Genomic DNA, 19,460 nt, shown 5'->3' on the forward strand with positions numbered 1-19,460 from the left:
ATCCCAAAGTCCAATTAAACCTAAGAGAAAATTGGAGTTTGTTTTTTGGATATTGTAATTTTTAAAAGTTATGTTTAAAAAAATTCTAATTGCAAATAGAGGTGAGATCGCCATGCGAGTGATCAGAACCTGCAAAGAAATGGGGATTAAAACTGTTGCTGTCTACTCTACAGCAGATGCAGAAAGCCTGCATGTACGTTTTGCTGATGAAGCTGTTTGTATCGGACCAGCACCTAGTACAGAATCCTACCTTAAAATGGCAAATATAATTGCTGCTGCAGAGATTACTAATGCAGATGCAATTCATCCAGGCTATGGTTTCTTATCAGAAAATGCTAAGTTTTCTAAAATCTGTGAAGAGCATGAAATAAAATTTATTGGTGCTAGTGCAGAAATGATCGATAGAATGGGAGACAAAGCCTCTGCAAAGTCTACAATGATTGAAGCTGGCGTACCTTGTGTACCCGGAAGTGAAGGTGTAATTCCAGATTTTAAAACGTGTCTAAAAGTAGCCAAAGAAACCGGATACCCAGTAATGCTTAAAGCAAGTGCAGGTGGTGGTGGAAAAGGTATGCGTGCCGTTTGGAAAGAAGAAGACCTGCAAGATGCGTGGGAATCTGCTAGACAAGAAAGTAAAGCCGCCTTTGGTAATGATGATATGTATATGGAAAAGCTTATCGAAGAGCCTCGTCATATCGAAATTCAAGTTGTTGGTGATAGTAATGGTAGGGCATGTCATTTATCAGAAAGAGATTGCTCTGTACAACGTAGACACCAAAAATTAACCGAAGAAACCCCTTCTCCATTCATGACCGATGAATTGAGAGAAAAAATGGGTGAAGCTGCCGTTAAAGCAGCAGAATATATTAAATATGAAGGTGCAGGTACTGTAGAGTTTTTGGTGGATAAACACCGTAACTTCTACTTCATGGAAATGAATACACGTATTCAGGTAGAGCATCCAATTACCGAACAAGTGGTAGACTACGACCTTATTAGAGAACAAATATTAGTTGCTGCCGGTGTGCCTATCTCTGGTAAAAACTATATCCCTCAGTTACATTCGATAGAATGTAGAATCAATGCTGAAGATCCTTATAAAGATTTTAGACCTTCACCGGGTAAAATAACAAATTTACATATTCCGGGTGGACACGGTGTACGAGTAGATACTCATGTGTACAGTGGTTATATTATTCCACCAAATTATGACTCTATGATTGCTAAATTGATCACTACAGCGCAAACTCGTGAAGAAGCGATCAATAAAATGAAAAGAGCACTAGACGAATTTGTTGTTGAAGGAATAAAAACGACCGTTCCTTTTCATAGACAATTAATGGATCATCCAGATTATGTTTCGGGTAATTATACCACCAAATTCATGGAAGATTTTGAAATGGAAGATCCCGAAGATTAAACAAGAATAAACTTAAGCCTCAGTAATGAGGCTTTTTTTGTATATATGTTTTAGATTTGAGAGACACCAACACCTTTTTTTGTTGAAAACGAATCTTTACAAAAAATGAATTTAAGTTATTGGGAACATAAAACTTGGTTATCACATGTTGATTTTACCATTATAGGTAGTGGTATCGTTGGACTTACATGCGCTATACAATTAAAAAGTAAATTCCCTACTGCTAAAATCCTGATTCTAGAGCGTGGAATATTACCTAACGGGGCGAGCACCAAAAATGCTGGTTTTGCCTGTTTTGGAAGCTTATCAGAAATATTAGATGACCTCAACTCGCACACCGAAGAAGAAGTATTGCACTTGGTACGAAAAAGATACTTAGGACTTCAACAATTAAGACAGAATCTAGGAGATCAAAATATTGATTACTTACAATACGGAGGGTATGAACTTTTTACTCAAGAAGATACTAAGCTCTTTTCAGAATGCCTTTCAAAAAGAGAAGAAATCAATACCTTATTAAAACCTGTCTTTAATAGTGAGGTTTTTACAGTTAATAAAAACACTTTTAACTTCAAAAACATACATCCTCAATATATTGTAAATCAGTTTGAAGGACAGATTGATACTGGTAAAATGATGCAAGCCTTATTGAGCAAAGTACAATCACTGGGAGTTACAATTTTAAATCATTGCAACGTTCAGGAAATTAATGATCTTAATAACAAAGTTGAAATAAAAACCGATCATTTTACGTTTTCTTCTCGTAAGGTATTGATTGCAACCAATGGTTTTGCGTCTAAATTAGGAATCCAGCAAGTAAAACCCGCAAGAGCACAAGTGTTGATCACCAAACCTATTGAAAACTTGCATATCAAAGGTACATTTCACTTGGACAAGGGATATTATTATTTCAGAAATATCGATCAAAGAATCCTTTTTGGCGGAGGTAGGAATTTAGATTTTAAAACCGAAGAAACTACAGAGTTAACACAAACCGAATTGGTACAAAAAAAGCTAAATGAAATTTTGCATGATGTAATTTTACCAGATACTGATTTTGAAATTGAACATCGATGGAGTGGGATTATGGGTGTTGGCAACCAGAAGAAACCCATTGTAAAACAATTATCCAATTCTGTGTTTTGCGGAGTACGCTTAGGCGGAATGGGCGTTGCCATAGGAAATTTAATTGGCACAGAATTAGCAGATCTATTGTAGATCTATCTGTAGTATACTATGAAAAATATGTTTCGTTTTTTATTCAAAAGCTTTGTAGCTTTTATGATACTTAGCCCACTTTGGGTACTAAGCTATGCATGGATAGATGTTTCTGTCACGCCTTTAATGGGGATTCGGAAACTTCAATCGAAACAAAAACATACAATTCAGCATCATTGGGTGCCCTTGAATAAGATTTCAAAAGAATTACAATTAGCCGTAATCTGTAGCGAAGATCAGCATTTTATAGAACATAAAGGTTTTGATAAAAAAGCAATCGAAAAAGCGCTTGCAGAGCATAAAGCAGGTAAGCGACTTCGTGGAGCAAGCACAATCTCGCAACAAACTGCAAAAAATGTATTTCTATGGCCTCATCGTAGTTGGATTCGCAAAGGATTAGAAAGTTACTTTACCTTTCTTATTGAATCTTTTTGGAGCAAAGAACGTATTTTAGAAATCTATTTGAATAGTATTGAAATGGGTAACGGTATTTATGGTGCCGAAGCTGCAGCCATGTTTTGGTTTAACAAATCTGCGGCAAACCTTAATCGAGATGAAGCTGCCGCCATTGCTGCTATTTTACCAAATCCAAGAAAATTATTAGCCACCCCACCATCAGAGTATACCCAAAAAAGAAAGGAATGGATTTTTATACAAATGCGTAATTACGGTACTTTGGTGCTGGACAAGAAAGAACAAAATGAATATAGAGGACATTAAGCAAGAGTTACTTAATCAATGTAAAAATCACATAGATCAAAGGTTACAACGCATTCAAAATACAATTACAGATATCCAGGAATCTCTTAACTCAGAAACCAAGAGTACGGCTGGCGATAAACATGAAACCGGGAGAGCTATGCTTCAGTTAGAAAGAGAAAAAGCCGGAAAACAACTTGCTGAGGTGCAAAAATTACAGTATATCGTTGGCAAAATTGATATTTCTTCTTCAGAGCCCGTTCGGTTGGGCAGTTTGGTTTCAACCTCTCAAGACAACTATTTTCTTAGTATTTCTGCAGGTAAAATTGATATCAACAATGAATCTTATTATGCCGTAGCTACGAATTCTCCTATTGGTCAATTGCTACTAGGAAAGTCTAAAGATGATACAATCCAATTTAGGGGTAAACACATACATATCAAAACAGTACGTTAACAATGATTTAAAAAATTATTTTATATTTGCTAACGTTTTGTTAAAAAGCCTACTCATTAACAAAATATAAATCAGAATATAAATTTAAAATAAGTCCCTAAATGAAAAAAGTAAATCTACTATTTGCAAGCTTGTTTCTTGCCACTTTGTTTTTTACCTCTTGTAGCAGTGACGATGACGCTCCTACTCCTAACCTCGGAGGAGAAACCGACAACGAAATCACAGTTGCCGACCTTGATACAGGAATACTTATCGACGGTAAAGGAACAGAAGTTAATCCAATTCAAGGAACACCCCCATCACCAACTGGAACTCTTAATTTTGGCGTAGGTGAAAATAATCGAATAGGTATTTTAAATGATGGTTTCAACATTAAGTTTTCATCTACTGATGCAATAGAAGGAGCATATGTTCAATTTAGAGATGCAAATGGAAATGCATCAGAAAATTATTATAACATTCCTAAAGCGGCTTTTGATACCGATGGTGGTAACAGAAGTGCAAATGTTAACTCTTCAAATAAAAAAGCAAGAATATCTGCTAAAATGGTAGAAGAAAATACTTTTGAAATTGATGTAGACTTTTCAGAATCTTTAGAGCCTGGAGAATTTTGCTATGCAATATGTGTCTATGATGCGCAAGGAAATATCAGTGTAATTGAAGAAGTATGTGTAGAAATTAATGCATGGGGAGGGAACGATGCTCTTGTTGGAGAATGGATCTTTGACAGATATGAACCATCAGAAGATAATGAGTCGACGACAATAATATGTGATAATCAGCAAGAGTTACCTAATGTTCTATACAGGTTATTGATAAAAGATAACTGGACTTTTATGCTTAACCAAGATGGTACCTATGTAGAAACTTTTGACAGAGAGCAACGTGATCTTGATTTTCAGACCACTAGATTAAATTGCGAAGCTACTTATTACAGCGAAGCCACTACTACAAATGATAAATACTACGGAAACTGGGCGTTTAATTCAGAAAAAAAGACATTTACGGCAGTAGATTATAAATACGAAAATTTAATAAACTCGACCGTAGAAAACTTTGAAGAAGGCGATATTTATTATGAAGGAGTGCAAATAGAAGTTACTTCTAATGAGTTAAAAATCACTGAAACCTATGAGGACGCAAGTGGAGCAACACAATTGGAAACGGCTATTTTCAAAAGAAAATAATATATGTTCAACATAGGATAAAATGGCTTTGGCTAATACCAAAGCCGTTTTTTTATTGTATACTTTTTATCATCAAATTCTTGGATCTATAGCATACAAAAATGATTTTAAGTAAATTGCCAACTCATAAATCATCTTTACCATGCAAAAGTTTTTTGTACTAGTTCTTTTTGGGGTATTACTTTTTTCGTGTAAACCTTATCAAAACACAAAAATCCGAAAAAACCAGATTACTTATGAGGATTTTAGAGGAGATCAGCGGTTATATCCAACCGATGGTGGTTTAGTAAAATATATTGATAAAGGAAAAGGGCCAGCTATCGTGTTACTGCATGGGGTGCCCACCTCTGGATGGTTATATCGCAAAATGATAGATCCTTTGGTTGATAGAGGATATCGGGTCATTGTTCCGGATATGTTGGGATATGGATCTAGTGATTCTCCAGAAGGTTTTGAACTCTACAATGCAGAAAATCATGCCAAACGTTTGTTACAACTTATGGAAAGTTTGGGTATAGAGAAATGGTCTCACGTCATGCATGATGCTGGAGGCTTATGGACATGGGAACTTATAAAGCAGAATCCAAATAAGATCGAAAAACTAATTGTGCTGAACACAATCATATATGAAGATGGGTTTTATCCTCCTGTACGAATGAAACCAGGAGGCATGGCAAAAACTGCAATGTGGGCCTATCGTAATGGTGTAACCACAAATACACTGTTAAAGAAATTATTCGAAGAAGGACTTAAAGAAAATACACTAAATGTTTTAGATGTGGAAGGGTATAAAACTCCTTTACTAGAAGGAAAAACAGATGCGATGTATTACTTTTTTAGTCAAACATGTAATGAACTTCCTGATTACTCTGATGTTTTTAAAAATATAGATATTCCCGTTTCAGTGATATGGGGTATTCATGATACCATGCTACAATGGCCTCCTCAAGAAAATAGGGTGGCAAGAGCTTTAAAGATAAATCCAGAAGATATACATTTTGTAGATGAAAAACACTTTATACAAGAAACCAAAGCAAAAGAAATCTCATATAAAATTCTGGACTTTTTGAGTAAGTAATGGCTTTTAATTTCTTTTAATTAAGGCATACATCCTGAATCCAATGTTTAAGTTCTACCTTAAAAATAGTTTCATTTATCAATTCCTGAATCTGATAAAGTTCATCCTTACTAACCGCTAGGTCTATTTTATCTGATGGTGTTCTTAATAATAATGACCTACAGTGTTGCGGGTCTTTACAATCTGCACAACATTGAGACTGTATTGTAAGGGTACAAGAATCAGAAAAATCCTTTAATTCGTTTAGGGTAAGTAGAAAACCAATGTCTCTAAAAACCAATTGAATCTTAGGCATCGAATTACATGTATCTCTTTTCCAAAAGAAGGATATACCAAACGTATTACTGTAAATTTTATCAATAGCATTCATATTGAGCTCATTTGAGAGTCAAAAATAAAACTATTTATAATAAATCTAAATAAAAATAAGTTAAATAATATCTTTCAACTTCAATTGAAGGGATACAGTACCATTCCATTCATTTTCATCTATAGAATATACAGCCTTGAAGTATTGTTTATTCTTGATTACATCATGTTTAGGCCCTAGTCCAAAACCTATTGATCCAATTGTAGTATTATTTTTTTGTACTGCACATTTTAGGTGTTTCTCATCTGCACCTACACATTTTCCGTATCCGGTATCTGTTAAACCTTCGGTCATAAAAACCGGTGACATATTACCTGGGCCAAAGGGAGCAAATTGTTTTAGGATACGAAAAAACTTTGGTGTTATCTGTTCCAATTCTATCTCAGTATCGACAGTAATTTCAGGAACAAGTAACTTCTTGTCGATTGTAGTAGATACTACTTCTTCAAATTTTTGTTTGAACACTTCATATTGCTCTTCTTTCAAGGTTAACCCCGCTGCATATTTATGCCCCCCAAATTGTTCTATGTATTCTGAACAGGCATCTAAAGCATTATACACATCAAAACCTTTGACTGATCGAGCAGATGCTGCCAATTTTTCTCCACTTCTTGTAAAAACCAATGTTGGGCGATAATAGGTTTCTGTTAATCTTGAAGCTACAATACCAATAACTCCTTTGTGCCAATTTTCTTGATATACAACAGTGGTATATCGTTCTTCTTCTTTATTATCTCGTATTTGCTCTAGAGCTTCTTCAGTTATACTTTTGTCTGCATCTTTTCTATCACTATTATATGTCTCAATTTCTGAAGCATAGCTCAGTGCGGTTTCAAAATTATCTTCTACCAACAGATTAACGGCATGGAGTCCATGTTTCATTCTTCCGGCAGCATTAATTCTAGGAGCAAGTATAAATACAACATCTGTAATCGTTAATATGCTCTTTTTGACTTGGGATAACATGGCTTTAAAACCTAATCTGGGGTTTTCATTAATAACTTGCAGTCCATAATACGCCAATACACGATTTTCGCCTGTTACAGGCACAATATCAGCTCCTATAGCCGTGGCTACTAAATCCAGATATGGTACCAGATCATCTATTGGTTGATTATTCTTACTGGCTAATCCTTGAATCAATTTAAACCCTACTCCGCAACCACATAATTCTTTATAAGGATATTCACAATCTTCCCGTTTTGGATCTAAAACTGCAATAGCATTTGGTAGCTCGTCTCCTGGACGGTGATGATCACAAATAATAAAATCTATCCCTTTTGATTTTGCGTATGTAACTTTTTCTATGGCTTTAATTCCACAATCCAGTGCAATAATAAGGCTGATATCATTATCATCGGCATAATCAATACCCGTATACGAAACTCCATACCCTTCATCATATCGATCAGGAATATAGGTAGCAATTTGTGAGGAATATGTTTTAAGATAAGAAGACATTAATGCCACAGAAGTAGTACCATCTACATCATAATCTCCATACACCATAATGTTTTCGCCTTCAGAAATTGCCTTTTCTATACGAGACACTGCCTTATCCATATCTTTCATTAAAAAAGGATCATGTAAATCATTTAAAGAAGGCCTAAAGAATTTTTTGGCCTGGTCATACGTCTCAATACCTCTTTGCACCAAAAGCTCGGCAATTACATGATCAACATTAAGTGATGTAGCTAACTGATTTATTGTTGTATTATTTGCTTTAGGTTTTAGTGTCCATCTCATTCGTATACGATATTCCAATATTAAAAAATCCAAAGTACAAAAAACATCAAGACCACTCTCGATTTGATATTAGTTTTGTATTTTGCTTAGCTAAAATTTCATGTTTAAACTCAAAAATTACACATACACATGCCATTAGTTACTCCATTATCAGCAGATCATGATCTTGAAACCAAAGAACTAGCAGAATTCTTTAATGAGACTTTAGGTTTTTGTCCAAATTCGGTACTCACTATGCAAAGAAGACCTGCAATTTCTAAAGCATTTATCAATCTTAATAAAGCAGTTATGGCTAATGAAGGTCGAGTAACTTCGGCTTTAAAGCGTATGATTGCATGGGTAAGCAGTAATGCGACTGGATGCCGATATTGCCAGGCTCACGCGATTCGTGCAGCAGAACGATATGGTGCAGAACAAGAGCAATTAGATAATATATGGGAGTATAAAACACATCCTGCTTTTAGCGATGCAGAGCGTGCCGCGTTAGATTTTTCTCTTGCAGCATCAGTTATCCCTAATGCAGTTGACGAGACTATTAAAGAAGAGCTTTATAAGCACTGGAATGAGGGCGAAATTGTAGAAATGCTAGGGGTGATTTCTTTGTTTGGATATCTTAACAGATGGAATGATTCTATGGGTACAACCGTAGAAGAAGGTGCTATAGAATCGGGTGAACAGTATCTGGGCAAACACGGTTGGGAAAAAGGAAAACACGTTTAGTTTTTTTACGTATAGAGCATAAATATAAATCCTCACAGCTTTTTCAAAAGCTGTGAGGATTTATATAATACCTAGATTGTATCAAACCGAGATAATTTTCTCCTTTACAGCCTTGATAATTAATCCAGCCGTATTTTTTACTCCTAACTTATCCATTAAGTTTTTTCGATGTCCCTCGATAGTTCTTACGCTTAAAAAAAGTTTCTCTGCTATTTCTGCTGTGGTCAATTCTTGAGTAACAAGTTCCAACACTTCTAATTCTCGAGAAGTCAGATGATAATTTTTACCTATTACAGGAGGTTTAGCCACCTTATGTTTCAACCCTTTTAACAATGCTTCAGACACGAAAGGATTAAAATAAAAACCTTTATCGTATACTGCTCTAATAGCTTCTTCTAACTCTACTTGATTTGTGTCCTTTAATAAATAGCCGTTTGCGCCTATTTCCATTAAATAAGAAATCATTCTTTCTTCTTTATGCATGGTTAAAATGATAATTTTAAGATCAGGATACATTTCTTGTAGTTTTAAAGTAGTATCCACCCCATTCATATCTTCCATTTCTAAATCCAGCAGGATAACATCAGGAACCTCTGTATTAAGTTTAGTTAATAAATCCTTACCACTAACCGCCTCTAAAACCAATGAGATATTCGGCATTTTATTGAGTAGTGATTTTATTCCTTCTCTAAATAAATTATGGTCATCAATTAGCCCTAATTTTATAGTTTCCATAATTAAGGTGTTTTATTTGTTACTGTTATTTCTATGGAATCTCAAGTTGTATTTTTATTCCAGAAACGCTTTCCAGAAAGAATATTTTTCCGGACAGAATCGACAATCTGCTTTCTATATTTTTTAGGCCAATTCCCTTTTCATAATCCAATTTTTGTAGATCGATTCCTTTTCCATCATCTGCAAAAACTATGATTAACGTGTTGCCTTCATTTTTTAATTCAATATCAATTTTTGATGCATCTGCATGCTTTAAGGTATTCGTAATTAACTCTTGAATAATACGATAGATATTAAGTTCTTTTGATTTAGTAATTGTTCTGGTAGTATTATTCTTAAAATGGACGCTAATCTTTCCTGCATCATTAATAGTTTGTGCCAAGCTATGTATTGCTTCAACTAATCCGAGTTTTTCTAATACAACAGGCCTTAAATCTTGTGATATGCTTCTTACATTATGAATCATATCATCTAAGAAGCTCCTCATTTTTTCAGTGATGTTTTGCAATTCATCAGAAGGGATTTCTGGTGTTATTTGCCCAAAATATAATTTGGTTGTCGTTAGCATAGCACCCACATCATCATGCAGTTCTTTTGCAATTCTGTTTCTTTCTTCTTCTTGACTAGCGATTGATGTTTTTAAAAGCTCTTTTTGATAATCAGATTCAACTTGTTGATGTTTCTTTTGTTGCGCTAACAACCTACGCTGATATATAATAAAGAATATAATCACAGATAGAGATAGTAAAAAGATGACTACCATACCTATAATTACAATCTTTAGTGTAATAGCTTCTTCGGACTCACCCATATAGCAACGGTATAAAAAACAATTAGTACAATGTTCACTATCGCATGAAGCCCCCATACCATATGACTTGCTTCAGTAATCCCTTTGAACAAATTATTATTGATAAAAAACAGTATTAAATTACTAGAAAAATAAATCAAAAACCCAGAATTGATCCAAAACATCGGGTTAGTCTCTAACGAAGCATATTTCACTTCCTTAAGTAAAGTATAGAAATAACTTAACGCCAAAAATATAACGAGTAACCCCAAAAGCGTGGTCACATTTGAATTAAAGGCGAATAGATTTTGAAAAAATATTGTATTTAAGATGGCAAAAATTGTAAAGCCCACACATACAACATTAAAAAAATGCTTCGAAAATGTTCTAGACAATACTGATTTATAAATGTTCGCAATCAATAAAAATTCTATAACCGCATAAACATGATACAGGGGTAGATTATTCTTTTTTTGGTACCAAAGTATATTCGAAATAAATTCTACTATAAAAACTGCTATGAGCAAGTATAATAGTTTCAACTGTACTTTGCTTAATGCCTTCAATTTAAATACAGCTAATACCACTGGTATTACTATTATAAAAGATGAAATTAATCTTAAGGTATAAAATAGTTCTTTGCTCATCTTTATTTAAATGTGTATTATAGAGAACATGTTGGTGGACAAGGGCTTGAATACTCTGCATAAGTTTCATCATTGTTTAGTTCGGTTAATCGAACTCTTCCAAAACCGCTATCAAATAATCTCGGCTTAATCCCTAATACGGGAGTAAAAGAAATCATTTCCTTGTTCCCAAATTTATTCATATCTATACCTGGATATAATGTAATTGCTTGTATGTCTTCTTCTGAATCCTTTATAGTTTGAGCAATATCATCAAACTCAAAATATTCAACTCGAACTATTGATTCTGGATCACTTTGATCTTTTTTACCCCAACAATGAAAAAGATCATCTATTAAGTGTATCTCTGCATCATACCAATTCTTCCAGACCATTTCTTTAAAAATTTTGGGTACTGGAGAATCTCCAAAACGAGGATATTCTTCTGCAATAGGAGATAATTTAAATGCCGTATCATCATTAACTAACAAATAAGGACAGCATGTAATCTTGTTTTTGTTTTTTTTCTCTACGGCCAGATAAATCTTAATAGTTTGAATTTTTTTTCTTATTTCATTAAAACCAACAACATCTAACATCTCAAAATGAACCAATCTATCATATTGTGCTGTCGTTTTATTAAAACAATGAAAATGCTGTGTTAATTTTAACACATCTTCTTTGCACCATCGTTTTCTGTTCTTCTCAAAATCAGCTAACGCTACTTCTTTTTTTTGTGTGATTGCGTGTTCCATTAGTGTGTATTTAAAGGTTAATTATTGACTATTAAAGGTAACCAAAAAACACCTGTATAACTAACAACTAGGCAATTAACCAGTAATTACCAGTATCAAACCCGTATTTACCACGTATCCAGTTTTGAGGCATGGATCATGCGTAATAAAACTGTAAAAAGAATAATATTATCAAAAAGCTACGAAAACCCTAATCATCATTTTTTTAAATAAAACCTATAGCTTTTATATAGTAGAATTACGGTAATCAAAAGAATTAATACTGCCCACATCCAATAAGTTCCGGGTAAATGGGCAGCAATCATTTGGGTATCTGAATATTGAATTCTTCCATCTCTTTCAAACTGTTTTGTAAATAAATATCCAATTTGAAGGTAGGTACTTAGTACACATTGGGTTCCTAAAAACAAAAGGGTAAATGCTTCCAGTTTTCTTACTCTAAGAATCGCAATAAAAAACAATATGGCCGCAAATACACTTAAAATAATCAATGCCAATAATGCGTGTATCCATAAACATAATGACAATACCATAATCACGATTAATAACCACAAGGTGATTTTAGATGTAATTCGGTTTTTGGCCGAAGCAATAAGTATCGCACCAGATATTGCAGGTCCCAATAATCCTCCGGCAGAAGTAATTGCTCTGGCAATATGATAATCAAGATAACTAAAGGATACATTAGAATAAGCAACACCACCGCCATTGTCATAAATTTCTAAATAATAAAATTTTCCTCCCAGAAGTAAAGCTGTTAACCCATGCCCCATCTCATGAAACCAGGTACCCAATAATAAAAGTGGGTATTGTATGATTCCAAAATAAGGAAGTTGCCATAGTAAAAAGACAAGCAAACTTATTCCTATAATGGCTAATAGTGGTTTCTGTTTCAATTCTTAAAACGTTTATTAATGCTTTCTTAGGTTGCTTAGACTTTCAATAACAGCATTTAAACCAATTTATTATGAGCAACAGTGATATCTTTTAGTCTAAAATCTCCCTCACTTTTTGTTGAAGAATGGGTACTACATCGACTTCGAACCAAGGATTCTTTGTAAGCCAAAAACGATTTCTGGGAGATGGGTGTGGTAGTGGTATATATTTTGGCAAATACTCATGGTAGGTTTTGACTGTTTCTGTCAAAGATTTTTTTGCCAATTGTTTGAGATAATACTTTTGGGCATATTGTCCAATTAAAATAATCAATTCAAGAGATGGCATTTGATCAAATAAAGAATTGTGCCATAAAGGTGCACATTCTGGTCTTGGGGGTAAATCTCCACTTTTTCCTTTTCCGGGATAACAAAATCCCATAGGCACAATGGCTATTTTGGTTTCGTCATAAAACAAATCACCTGTGATATCCAGCCATTTTCTAAGCTGCCTTCCACTAGCATCATCCCAAGGAATTCCTGAATTATGAACTTTTGTTCCGGGAGCTTGACCAATGATAATAATTTTGGCTTCGGGATGAGCAGAGACCACGGGTCGTGGACCTAATGGTAAATGTACTTTACACACTTCGCAAGCTCTAATATCAGAAAGCAATTTATCCATCTGTTATTTGTTTTTACCCTCTACAATAATTACAATCTCTCCTTTTGGCGGTTTCTTTTCAAAGTAGGTCAAAACTTCGCTAGCTGTACCTCTGATAGTTTCTTCATAAAGTTTGCTTAATTCTCTAGACACTGAAACTTGGCGATCGGTTCCAAAATATTCAACAACATTCCCTAGTGTTTTTAAAAGTTTATGTGGAGATTCATAAAAAATCATGGTTCTTGTTTCTTCAGCCAAAAATTTTAGTCGGGTTTGTCTTCCTTTTTTGACTGGTAAAAATCCTTCAAAAACAAACTTATCATTAGGCAAACCGCTATTTACCAATGCAGGAACAAAAGCTGTTGCTCCTGGCAAGCATTCTACTGGTATATCTTGCTCCACACAGGCTCTGGTAAGTAAAAATCCAGGATCACTTATTGCTGGTGTTCCTGCATCGCTTATCAAAGCAATGGTCTCTCCTCTTTGTAATTTTTGAATAATCCCATCAATTGTTCTATGCTCGTTATGCATATGATGACTTTGCATAGAAGTAGTTATTTCAAAATGCTTCAATAATTTACCACTAGTACGTGTATCTTCGGCCAGGATCAGATCTACCTCTTTTAGAACTTTTATTGCTCTAAAAGTCATATCATCAAGATTACCAATCGGCGTAGGAACAAGGTATAGTTTAGACATATAGTATAGTAAAAACCGAAAGCATGGCTTTCGGTAGAATAAATTGTAATCAAAATTCTTAAAAAATTATTATGGCCTCACTTTTTTGCCTACAAAGTATGATGTTAATAGTAAGACTAAAGCAACCAAAGCTCCAGCCCATTCACCATCTCCAGCTTGTTGATGTGCAAAGAATGCCAAGACAAAATTAAAGAAAAAACCTGCATAAGCCCACTCTTTTAATTTCTTCCACTTATTCAATAAAATAACTGTGATTCCTGATAATTTTAATATCGCTAAAGGATACACAATATACCCAGGATAATTAAACGACGCGAATGTTTGCAAGATTTCTTCATGCTTAGTAAGATACATTCCTGCAGAGAATAACATTAATAATGTTAACAACCCTGTAGCAATCCAATAAATAATTTTCATATGCTCGAATTTTATATTTAGTGTTCAAATTTACTGCTTACAATATCCATAAAACGTTCTTCATATTCTTCTTTACCTTGCCAATTATGATAATCGGGTTTAACCATGGTTGCAATAAAGTCTTGTGCTTCATTTTTAGTTCTTAAGGTGTTCAATTGAGATAACACCCTATTATAATCTGTAGCGCTTCCTTCAAAAAGATACTTTATAAAAGCCAATCGATCATTCAATCCAATGTGGATATCCCTGCGCAATTGATCATTCAGAGATTTTGGCTTTTCATCTTCTCCAGTTTTTTCAAAGATTTCAGGGTTAGAAGAAGCCGGGACAAAAAGGTCTTCGGTAACTCTGGCATTTATACCCTCAATAATAAGCTCTGGTTTACTTTCAATATCTGCATTATGTTCTTCCTTTTTTTCTTCCTTCTGCTCTTCTTTAAATTTAGGGGCGGCGGGTTGCTCTATTTCTAGTTGTTCTTGAACAACAACTTCTGATTTAGGTTCAATAATCTCCTTAATTTTTTGTTTTACCTCTTTTAATTTGTCAGATTCTTTATTTTCTAAAGCAGTTCTAACTTGGCCAATAGTGGGTTGTGGTCCTCCAAAATGAGATTCTACAAAATTAAGTATGCTTAGTTTTTCATAAACAAGCCTGGACTCTTCTTGCAACTGGGCCAATGTTGATTTATCTATGCCTTGTAATATTCGATGAGCAATACTTATAAGTTCGGCTTCTAATTTCTTCTTCATAACTTTCTTATTCGTTTACAATACTGCTTTTTGTTTTTTAATAAATTTGCCCCATCCTAGTGTTAGGTAAAGGGATTTCTTTTAATTTATTCTGAAAAATACAAAATGTTTCTCGAAAATACGGTAAATCATAAAGAGCAATTTGGTTGGATAGAGGTAATCTGTGGTTCTATGTTTTCGGGTAAAACTGAAGAACTTATACGCAGATTAAAGCGTGCACAATTTGCAAAACAAAAAGTCGAAATATTTAAACCCGCTATTGATGTTAGATATGATGATGAAATGGTGGTTTCTCATGATGCTAATGAAATTCGTTCTACACCGGTTCCTGCGGCAGCAAATATTAGAATCCTGGCCGATACCTGCGATGTTGTAGGAATAGATGAGGCTCAGTTTTTTGATGATGAAATCGTAGCCGTTTGTAATGATTTGGCCAATAAAGGAATACGAGTAATAGTCGCTGGATTAGATATGGATTTTAAAGGAAATCCTTTTGGCCCCATGCCCGCACTAATGGCAACAGCAGAATATGTTACCAAAGTACATGCAGTTTGTACGAGAACGGGTAATTTGGCTCAATTTAGTTATAGAAAATCAAAAAAAGACGATCTCGTTTTATTAGGAGAAACAGAAGAATACGAACCTTTAAGCCGTGCAGCATATTACAGAGCAACACTAAAAGAAAAGGTTAAAGATATGGAAGTTAAAGATCCCGAAGAGATTACAAAAAACTCTAACACATCTAATGAGTAAAACATCAGAAACCATATTAGAAATTAACCTTGCACACCTTACTCATAATTTTAATCATTTAAAAAGTAAGCTAGACCCTGAGGTTAAAGTATTGGCCGTAGTAAAGGCTTCTGGATACGGTAGTGATGCGGCAATAATTGCACGACATTTAGAAAAAATAGGTGCAGATTATTTTGCAGTAGCTTATACTTCTGAAGGAATACAACTTCGAGACGCAGGAATTACAACTCCGATTTTGGTACTGCATCCACAACCTGTGAATTTTCAAAAACTAATAGACTATCAATTAGAGCCTAGTGTATACAGTGCCAGAGTTCTTAAAGAATTTCTTGTTACCGCTAAATTAAATGGCAAGAAGCACTATCCCATTCATGTCAAATTTAATACAGGGCTAAACCGTATTGGTTTTGATGAAAGTGATGTGGACTATATTACAAAACAAATAAGTGCAACAGATGTTATAAAAGTTGTTTCCTTACTTTCTCATCTTGCTGCTAGTGAAGATTATAATGAAAGAGAATTCACTTTAAACCAGATTAATAGTTTTAAACAAATAGCTAATAAAGTAAGTGCCAAATTAGGTTATACACCTATATTACATCAATCGAATACCTCTGGAATTTTTAACTATCCTGAAGCCCATTTTGACATGGTACGTACCGGTATTGGATTATATGGTTATGGTAATGAGGCAAAATATGATACACAACTCAAACCAGTAATGTCACTAAAATCTGTGATTTCTCAAATTCATGACATGCAGCCAGGGGATTCATTAGGCTACAATAGAGCATTTATTGCTTCGGAAGCTACAAAAACGGCTACTATTCCTATAGGACATGCCGATGGTATTGGCAGACAATATGGCAACAAAAAGGGGTATGTAATTATTCATAACCAACGTGCTTATATTCTTGGTAATGTTTGTATGGATATGATTATGGTTGATATTACAACAATAGATTGTAAAGAAGGTGATGAAGTGATTATTTTTGGATCAGAATCTAGCGCGGCGAATATTGCCGAACATTCTGGAACGATCTCATACGAATTACTAACTGCTGTATCCCCAAGAGTAAAACGTACTGTTATCGATGATAAGTGATTTTCAACGAAAATTGTGGAATATCCACACAGGCTATTTTTAGTTTAGTCGCTATTTTTTTGTTAAATTAGACCTAAACTAATCATCTAAATTTAAAAATAGTATGGGATTTCTTAAAGATTTTAAATCTTTCTTATTGAAAGGAGATATTGTTAATCTTGCTACTGCGGTTATCGTAGGTGGAGCTTTTGGAAAAATTGTAACATCGTTCACCAATGATGTTTTAATGCCACCTATTGGTCTTCTGCTAGGAAAAGTGAACTTTACAGATCTTAAATTTCAACTTACAGAAGCTTCAGTTAATGAAGCTGGAGAAGCTATTGCTCCTGTAACTATAAACTATGGATCTTTTATACAGACTGTTATCGACTTCGTAATTATTGGATTCTGTATTTTTATGGTTTTAAAAGCTTATGAAAGAACACAGAAAAAAGAGGAGGCGGCTCCTGCAGCACCTGCCGGACCAACAGATAATGAACTATTGGCAGAAATTAGAGATTTACTTAAAAAACAATAATCTCATTAGAATTGTTAATCTATAGCTACCGCTATACTACATATTCTAACCTAAACCGTCCTTAATAGGGCGGTTATTTTTTACGTTTTGTTACATATATAACAAATAGTATAAATTTTTATAATTTTTGTTTAAATTCTGGTGGTATTAGAAATATTCCTCACTTTTGCTGGAATTTAAAAGAGTTTATACGATTTTTGTATAATCCAAAAGGAAAAATTAAATAAATGAAAGTAGCTGTTGTTGGTGCTACCGGCTTGGTAGGAACCGTAATGTTAGAAGTATTAGAGGAAAGAAACTTTCCTGTTACCGAATTAATCCCTGTAGCATCAGAAAGATCTGTAGGTAAAAAAATTACATATAAGGGTGAGCAATTTTCTGTAGTTGGGCTTTCTACGGCAATAGAAATGAAACCCGATGTTGCATTATTCTCGGCTGGAGGAAACACCTCTTTAGAGTGGGCTCCAAAATTTGCTGAAGCCGGAATAACTGTTATTGACAATTCATCAGCATGGAGAATGGATCCTACAAAAAAGTTAGTCGTTCCAGAAATTAATGCAAAAGCTTTATCTGCAGACGATAAAATTATTGCCAACCCTAATTGTTCTACTATACAACTAGTAATGGCACTGGGGCCACTTCATGATAAATATAAAATAAAGCGTACCATTATCTCTACTTATCAATCCATCACCGGAACCGGTGTAAAAGCTGTTCAACAATTAGAAAATGAATATGCTGGAGAAAAAGGAGAAATGGCTTATCCTTATCCGATACATCGCAACGCAATACCACATTGCGACGTATTTCAAGAAAACGGATACACCAAAGAAGAAATGAAATTGGTAAACGAGACGCAAAAAATCTTAGATGACCGCACGATTGCGGTAACCGCTACTGCAATTCGAATTCCTGTGGTGGGAGGACATAGTGAAAGTGTAAATCTTGAATTTGCTCATGAATTTGATGAGAATGATGTAAGAAAAATTCTTAACGAGACTCCAGGCGTTACCGTACAAGATAATCCCGACACCAATACATATCCAATGCCAATATATGCCGAAGGAAAAAATGATGTTTTTGTAGGAAGGATCAGAAGAGATCACTCCAGAGAAAATGCTTTGAATATGTGGATCGTAGCAGACAATCTGCGTAAAGGAGCAGCGACTAATGCTGTGCAAATAGGAGAATATCTAGTAGAGAACGAGCTTATAGGCTAAATAACCAACCAAAAATTGATTAACCCTTGTTATTAATGTAATAGCAAGGGTTTTTCTGTTTTTATACAGATCCTGTTGTAAAAACAGCTTTGTAAGGTTTTTGACATTATCTCATCTAATTAAACAATTTAATCACAAAAAAATAGAAAAAATGAATAAATTAATATTAATAATTAGAATACTATTAGGTCTGCTTCTTATTGTTTTTGGAAGTAATAAATTTATCGATTTCTTACCCGCTATCGAATTTGCAAATCCAGATGCCGGAGCATTATTTGGAGCATTAGCCGGGAGTTATATCATGAAAACTGTAGGCCTCATTGAAGTAATAGCCGGACTTTTATTGGTTATCAACAAAGCTGTACCTTTTGCACTAGTGATATTAGCGCCAATCTCAATAAATATCATTTTGTTTCATCTTACTTTAGACCCTGCAAACATTGGCCCAGGAGCATTTGTCTTTCTTTTAAACATTTTCTTAATATTTAAATATTGGGATAAATACAAAACTCTTTTCTAAAACAAAAAAAAATCGTTTCTTAGAGAAAAATCTGACTGCTCTTAGGTAATTTATCCTACATTTTGTGTTGCTATACCCCAAAGGAACACCAAAGAAAACCTGTTTTTTCTTCTGAGGATATGTTACAGAGCAGTCTTTTT

General features: G+C 34.3%; 22 protein-coding genes. 12 read left to right on the forward strand and 10 right to left on the reverse strand.

The genetic code is table 11. The features are described from left to right. Positions 1-70 precede the first annotated feature (70 nt). The 6 genes from accC (at position 71) to JJQ60_RS17705 (ending at position 6,059) form a co-directional block, all read left to right on the forward strand. Positions 71-1,420, forward strand: coding sequence for an acetyl-CoA carboxylase biotin carboxylase subunit (gene accC / locus JJQ60_RS17680; protein WP_201923411.1), 1,350 nt, complete (start codon positions 71-73; stop codon positions 1,418-1,420). A gap of 105 nt (positions 1,421-1,525) precedes the next feature. Further along, positions 1,526-2,638 (forward strand): NAD(P)/FAD-dependent oxidoreductase, encoded by a 1,113-nt coding sequence (locus JJQ60_RS17685; RefSeq protein ID WP_201923413.1) that lies wholly within the window; start codon positions 1,526-1,528, stop codon positions 2,636-2,638. Between the two features lie 18 nt (positions 2,639-2,656). Continuing rightward, positions 2,657-3,358 (forward strand): monofunctional biosynthetic peptidoglycan transglycosylase, encoded by a 702-nt coding sequence (gene mtgA / locus JJQ60_RS17690; RefSeq protein ID WP_201923415.1) that lies wholly within the window; start codon positions 2,657-2,659, stop codon positions 3,356-3,358. Beyond that, entirely contained in the window at positions 3,339-3,794 is a 456-nt protein-coding gene (locus JJQ60_RS17695; RefSeq protein ID WP_201923417.1) for a 3-oxoacyl-ACP synthase, read from the forward strand. Before mtgA ends, JJQ60_RS17695 begins: the two co-directional genes overlap by 20 nt. A gap of 101 nt (positions 3,795-3,895) precedes the next feature. After that, positions 3,896-4,981 carry a hypothetical protein gene (locus tag JJQ60_RS17700; RefSeq protein ID WP_201923419.1) on the forward strand — a complete coding sequence of 362 codons (1,086 nt, stop codon included), beginning with the start codon at positions 3,896-3,898 and terminating at the stop codon, positions 4,979-4,981. 142 nt (positions 4,982-5,123) lie between these two features. Beyond that, positions 5,124-6,059, forward strand: a complete 936-nt coding sequence (locus JJQ60_RS17705; RefSeq protein ID WP_201923421.1) for an alpha/beta fold hydrolase — start codon at positions 5,124-5,126, stop codon at positions 6,057-6,059. Between the two features lie 16 nt (positions 6,060-6,075). On the opposite strand, the gene JJQ60_RS17710 is transcribed toward JJQ60_RS17705, so the two are convergent. Beyond that, complete coding sequence (locus JJQ60_RS17710; RefSeq protein WP_201923423.1) at positions 6,076-6,429, reverse strand: hypothetical protein; 354 nt, start codon at positions 6,427-6,429, stop codon at positions 6,076-6,078. A 60-nt stretch (positions 6,430-6,489) separates the two neighbouring features. Further along, positions 6,490-8,175 carry a single-stranded-DNA-specific exonuclease RecJ gene (gene recJ / locus JJQ60_RS17715; RefSeq protein WP_201923425.1) on the reverse strand — a complete coding sequence of 562 codons (1,686 nt, stop codon included), beginning with the start codon at positions 8,173-8,175 and terminating at the stop codon, positions 6,490-6,492. Between the two features lie 129 nt (positions 8,176-8,304). Between recJ and JJQ60_RS17720 the strand changes: the two genes are divergently transcribed. After that, positions 8,305-8,895: a carboxymuconolactone decarboxylase family protein gene (locus JJQ60_RS17720; RefSeq protein ID WP_201923427.1), complete on the forward strand. Its 591-nt coding sequence runs from the start codon at positions 8,305-8,307 to the stop codon at positions 8,893-8,895. An 81-nt stretch (positions 8,896-8,976) separates the two neighbouring features. Here JJQ60_RS17720 and JJQ60_RS17725 read toward each other — a convergent pair whose 3' ends face one another. The 8 genes from JJQ60_RS17725 to JJQ60_RS17760 form a co-directional block, all read right to left on the reverse strand. Further along, complete coding sequence (locus tag JJQ60_RS17725) at positions 8,977-9,630, reverse strand: response regulator transcription factor (RefSeq protein WP_201923429.1); 654 nt, start codon at positions 9,628-9,630, stop codon at positions 8,977-8,979. A gap of 31 nt (positions 9,631-9,661) precedes the next feature. Continuing rightward, positions 9,662-10,441 carry a sensor histidine kinase gene (locus JJQ60_RS17730; RefSeq protein WP_201923431.1) on the reverse strand — a complete coding sequence of 260 codons (780 nt, stop codon included), beginning with the start codon at positions 10,439-10,441 and terminating at the stop codon, positions 9,662-9,664. Positions 10,442-11,084: 643 nt separating this feature from the next. Next, the gene (locus JJQ60_RS17735; protein ID WP_201923433.1) at positions 11,085-11,801 is read right to left on the reverse strand and encodes a hypothetical protein; all 717 of its coding nucleotides are present in this window, start codon (positions 11,799-11,801) and stop codon (positions 11,085-11,087) included. A 197-nt stretch (positions 11,802-11,998) separates the two neighbouring features. Continuing rightward, complete coding sequence (locus JJQ60_RS17740; RefSeq protein ID WP_201923435.1) at positions 11,999-12,697, reverse strand: M50 family metallopeptidase; 699 nt, start codon at positions 12,695-12,697, stop codon at positions 11,999-12,001. 91 nt (positions 12,698-12,788) lie between these two features. Beyond that, on the reverse strand, positions 12,789-13,361 hold the full coding sequence (locus JJQ60_RS17745) for a uracil-DNA glycosylase family protein (protein ID WP_201923437.1): 573 nt from the start codon (positions 13,359-13,361) through the stop codon (positions 12,789-12,791). Positions 13,362-13,364: 3 nt separating this feature from the next. Continuing rightward, positions 13,365-14,039 carry a 16S rRNA (cytidine(1402)-2'-O)-methyltransferase gene (gene rsmI, locus JJQ60_RS17750; RefSeq protein WP_201923440.1) on the reverse strand — a complete coding sequence of 225 codons (675 nt, stop codon included), beginning with the start codon at positions 14,037-14,039 and terminating at the stop codon, positions 13,365-13,367. A gap of 69 nt (positions 14,040-14,108) precedes the next feature. Continuing rightward, complete coding sequence (locus tag JJQ60_RS17755; protein WP_201923442.1) at positions 14,109-14,456, reverse strand: DoxX family protein; 348 nt, start codon at positions 14,454-14,456, stop codon at positions 14,109-14,111. A 17-nt stretch (positions 14,457-14,473) separates the two neighbouring features. After that, positions 14,474-15,205 (reverse strand): hypothetical protein, encoded by a 732-nt coding sequence (locus JJQ60_RS17760; RefSeq protein WP_201923444.1) that lies wholly within the window; start codon positions 15,203-15,205, stop codon positions 14,474-14,476. Between the two features lie 105 nt (positions 15,206-15,310). Here JJQ60_RS17760 and JJQ60_RS17765 point away from each other — a divergent pair, with 105 nt between their 5' ends. From JJQ60_RS17765 to JJQ60_RS17785, 5 genes are all read left to right on the forward strand, one after another. After that, positions 15,311-15,958 carry a thymidine kinase gene (locus JJQ60_RS17765; protein ID WP_201923445.1) on the forward strand — a complete coding sequence of 216 codons (648 nt, stop codon included), beginning with the start codon at positions 15,311-15,313 and terminating at the stop codon, positions 15,956-15,958. Next, complete coding sequence (gene alr, locus JJQ60_RS17770; RefSeq protein WP_201923446.1) at positions 15,951-17,063, forward strand: alanine racemase; 1,113 nt, start codon at positions 15,951-15,953, stop codon at positions 17,061-17,063. Before JJQ60_RS17765 ends, alr begins: the two co-directional genes overlap by 8 nt. A gap of 103 nt (positions 17,064-17,166) precedes the next feature. Continuing rightward, positions 17,167-17,580: a large-conductance mechanosensitive channel protein MscL gene (mscL, locus tag JJQ60_RS17775; RefSeq protein WP_201923447.1), complete on the forward strand. Its 414-nt coding sequence runs from the start codon at positions 17,167-17,169 to the stop codon at positions 17,578-17,580. A gap of 227 nt (positions 17,581-17,807) precedes the next feature. Next, positions 17,808-18,800: an aspartate-semialdehyde dehydrogenase gene (locus JJQ60_RS17780; protein WP_201923451.1), complete on the forward strand. Its 993-nt coding sequence runs from the start codon at positions 17,808-17,810 to the stop codon at positions 18,798-18,800. A 151-nt stretch (positions 18,801-18,951) separates the two neighbouring features. Next, positions 18,952-19,320: a DoxX family membrane protein gene (locus JJQ60_RS17785; protein ID WP_201923453.1), complete on the forward strand. Its 369-nt coding sequence runs from the start codon at positions 18,952-18,954 to the stop codon at positions 19,318-19,320. Positions 19,321-19,460: the final 140 nt, after the last annotated feature.

It is taken from the genome of Aquimarina mytili, from assembly GCF_016735115.1.
GTDB lineage: Bacteria > Bacteroidota > Bacteroidia > Flavobacteriales > Flavobacteriaceae > Aquimarina > Aquimarina mytili.